Source organism: Allosphingosinicella sp. (genome assembly GCF_036403745.1).
Taxonomy (GTDB): domain Bacteria; phylum Pseudomonadota; class Alphaproteobacteria; order Sphingomonadales; family Sphingomonadaceae; genus Allosphingosinicella.
Genome location: NZ_DASWQI010000090.1, coordinates 1 through 1,696 on the forward strand (window position 1 = coordinate 1; position 1,696 = coordinate 1,696).

Sequence of the window (1,696 nt, forward strand, 5' to 3'; positions counted from 1 at the left end):
GGGGTGCTTTGCGCCCCAGGCCACCGTCCAGACCTTCGTCGGGCAGCGAAAAGGGCCGCTTCGGCCTCTTGGCCGGGCTCTCGGGGCCGGAGATGTTATCGACCAGGCAGGGCTCCGAATCCAGGTTAACGCGTTTTGGCACTGAGGACTGTCTGCATGTAGGCGCTGTTCCACCCTGCCATTTTCCGGCGCAGCTTGAGGCTCATTGCCTTGGGTTTGGAGCCTGGTTTGGGCCCTCGTTTCAGAGGTGATCGCGCCGGGGGTGGCCTGTCGGGAGCGGACCTGACGAGGTTGAGGGCGAAATGGCGCACGACGGCCATGTTGTGCGCGCCGTGGCCCTTGCGCAGGCGCGACTGGTCGTCGGCAAACACCACGTCGAGCACCCAATGCAGGCTGTTCTCAATGCGCCAGTGCCCGCGCACGCCGTGCGCGGCGCGCGTGGCGGTGAGCGGCGCGGACGAGATGTAGGAGCGGGTCTCGAACCGGCAGCAATCCTTCAGCTCGGTGCGGGATGCGACCCGCACCACACAGGCCACGTCCGGCAGGCGCAACTCGCCGGGAAAGCGCCGCGCGCCCTCAAGCCAGTCGACGTCGCGGGCCACGGTGACGGTGCGCTCCTCGATGCGCCCATGCCCCTTGTCGAGGTCCGTGGCGCGATCAAGCGCGGCCGGCTCGGCCGCGGCGAACAGGGCCTCGACCTCGGAGCGGAGCGTGGGCTGGTTGGCCTTGACGGCCAGCAGGTAGTCGGCGCCGGCGCGTCGGATCGTGCCGGCGATGGCAGCGTTGGTGGCGACGGCGTCGATCGAGACCAGCGCGCCCTTGAGCCCATCGTCCTCGGCCAGGCGCTCGATCAGGGCCGGGATGGCGGTGGTCTCACTCGCCTTGTCGGACACGGCTTCCTGGCCGAGCACCAGGCGGGCCGTCGTCGCGAAGGCCGAGACCAGATGCAGCGGCGGCGTGCCGGTCGCGCGATCGTGGCTGCGCCGCGAGGTCTTGCCGTCGATGGCCACGAACTCGGGGCGGTCCGGCCAGGACGCCCGCACCCAGGCCGTGAAGGCGGCCGCGAACAGGCCCGGATTGATGCGGTTTATCAACTGCGTGAGCCAGCGCCCGCCAGGCACGCCATGGTGATAGGGCAGATAGCGGCGCAGCACCGCCAGGTGCTCTTCGCCCCATTCGGCAATCAGATCGTAGTCCTCGCAGTCGCAGATCGTCCCGCACACCACGAGCAACAGCACCTCCGGCAGGGGATGGGCCACCCGCCACGGCTCGCGCGGATCCTCGATTTGCCCGAAATGATCCAGAAGCGCTTTCAGGCGCGACTTCGGCAAGCTCTCAAGAGTCGTAGAATCCCGACCAGTTGATGCTACCTGCCGTGTTTGCATTGGACGCCTTCATCAGACCGGAGGTGGCGGCAAGCATCTCCGGAGTAGCAAAGATGTAGCCGTCAGCTGCGAGCACGTCTGCGGGTTGGGCCTCGACGGCCGGCAGCAGCCGCACATGTCACATCGGGTTGGGCCTCGGCTCCCTGTGCAGCGGCTTGGGCCACCAATGGAACTTTGTCCCGAGGCTGAGCTGATCGCCGTCGAGGACCCGGCAACGGTCTGCGACCGTGCGTTCCAGATCGGCGAGGGTCGCAAAGTAGCGGTTCGCGAGCGGCTCATCCAGAATGGGCCAGAGGTGCTCGGCGGGCTGA

At 67.7% G+C, this 1,696-nt stretch carries 2 protein-coding genes and 1 pseudogene; all 3 read right to left on the reverse strand.

Features of this window, described 5'->3' with window-relative positions; translation table 11 throughout:
- Window positions 1-125: 125 nt before the first annotated feature.
- Window positions 126-1,385, reverse strand: coding sequence for an ISAs1 family transposase (locus tag VGC56_RS17205; RefSeq protein WP_464126865.1), 1,260 nt, complete (start codon window positions 1,383-1,385; stop codon window positions 126-128).
- The gene (locus VGC56_RS17210) at window positions 1,336-1,500 is read right to left on the reverse strand and encodes a hypothetical protein (protein ID WP_464126867.1); all 165 of its coding nucleotides are present in this window, start codon (window positions 1,498-1,500) and stop codon (window positions 1,336-1,338) included. Before VGC56_RS17210 ends, VGC56_RS17205 begins: the two co-directional genes overlap by 50 nt.
- 3 nt (window positions 1,501-1,503) lie before the next feature.
- Window positions 1,504-1,696 (reverse strand): annotated as a pseudogene (locus VGC56_RS17215) (hypothetical protein); the annotation flags it as partial.

What these genes read in the sequence shown, in the direction of transcription:
- VGC56_RS17205 (WP_464126865.1), bottom strand. Translation starts at nt 1,385, where the DNA reads ATGCAAACACGGCAGGTAGCATCAACTGGTCGGGATTCTACGACTCTT.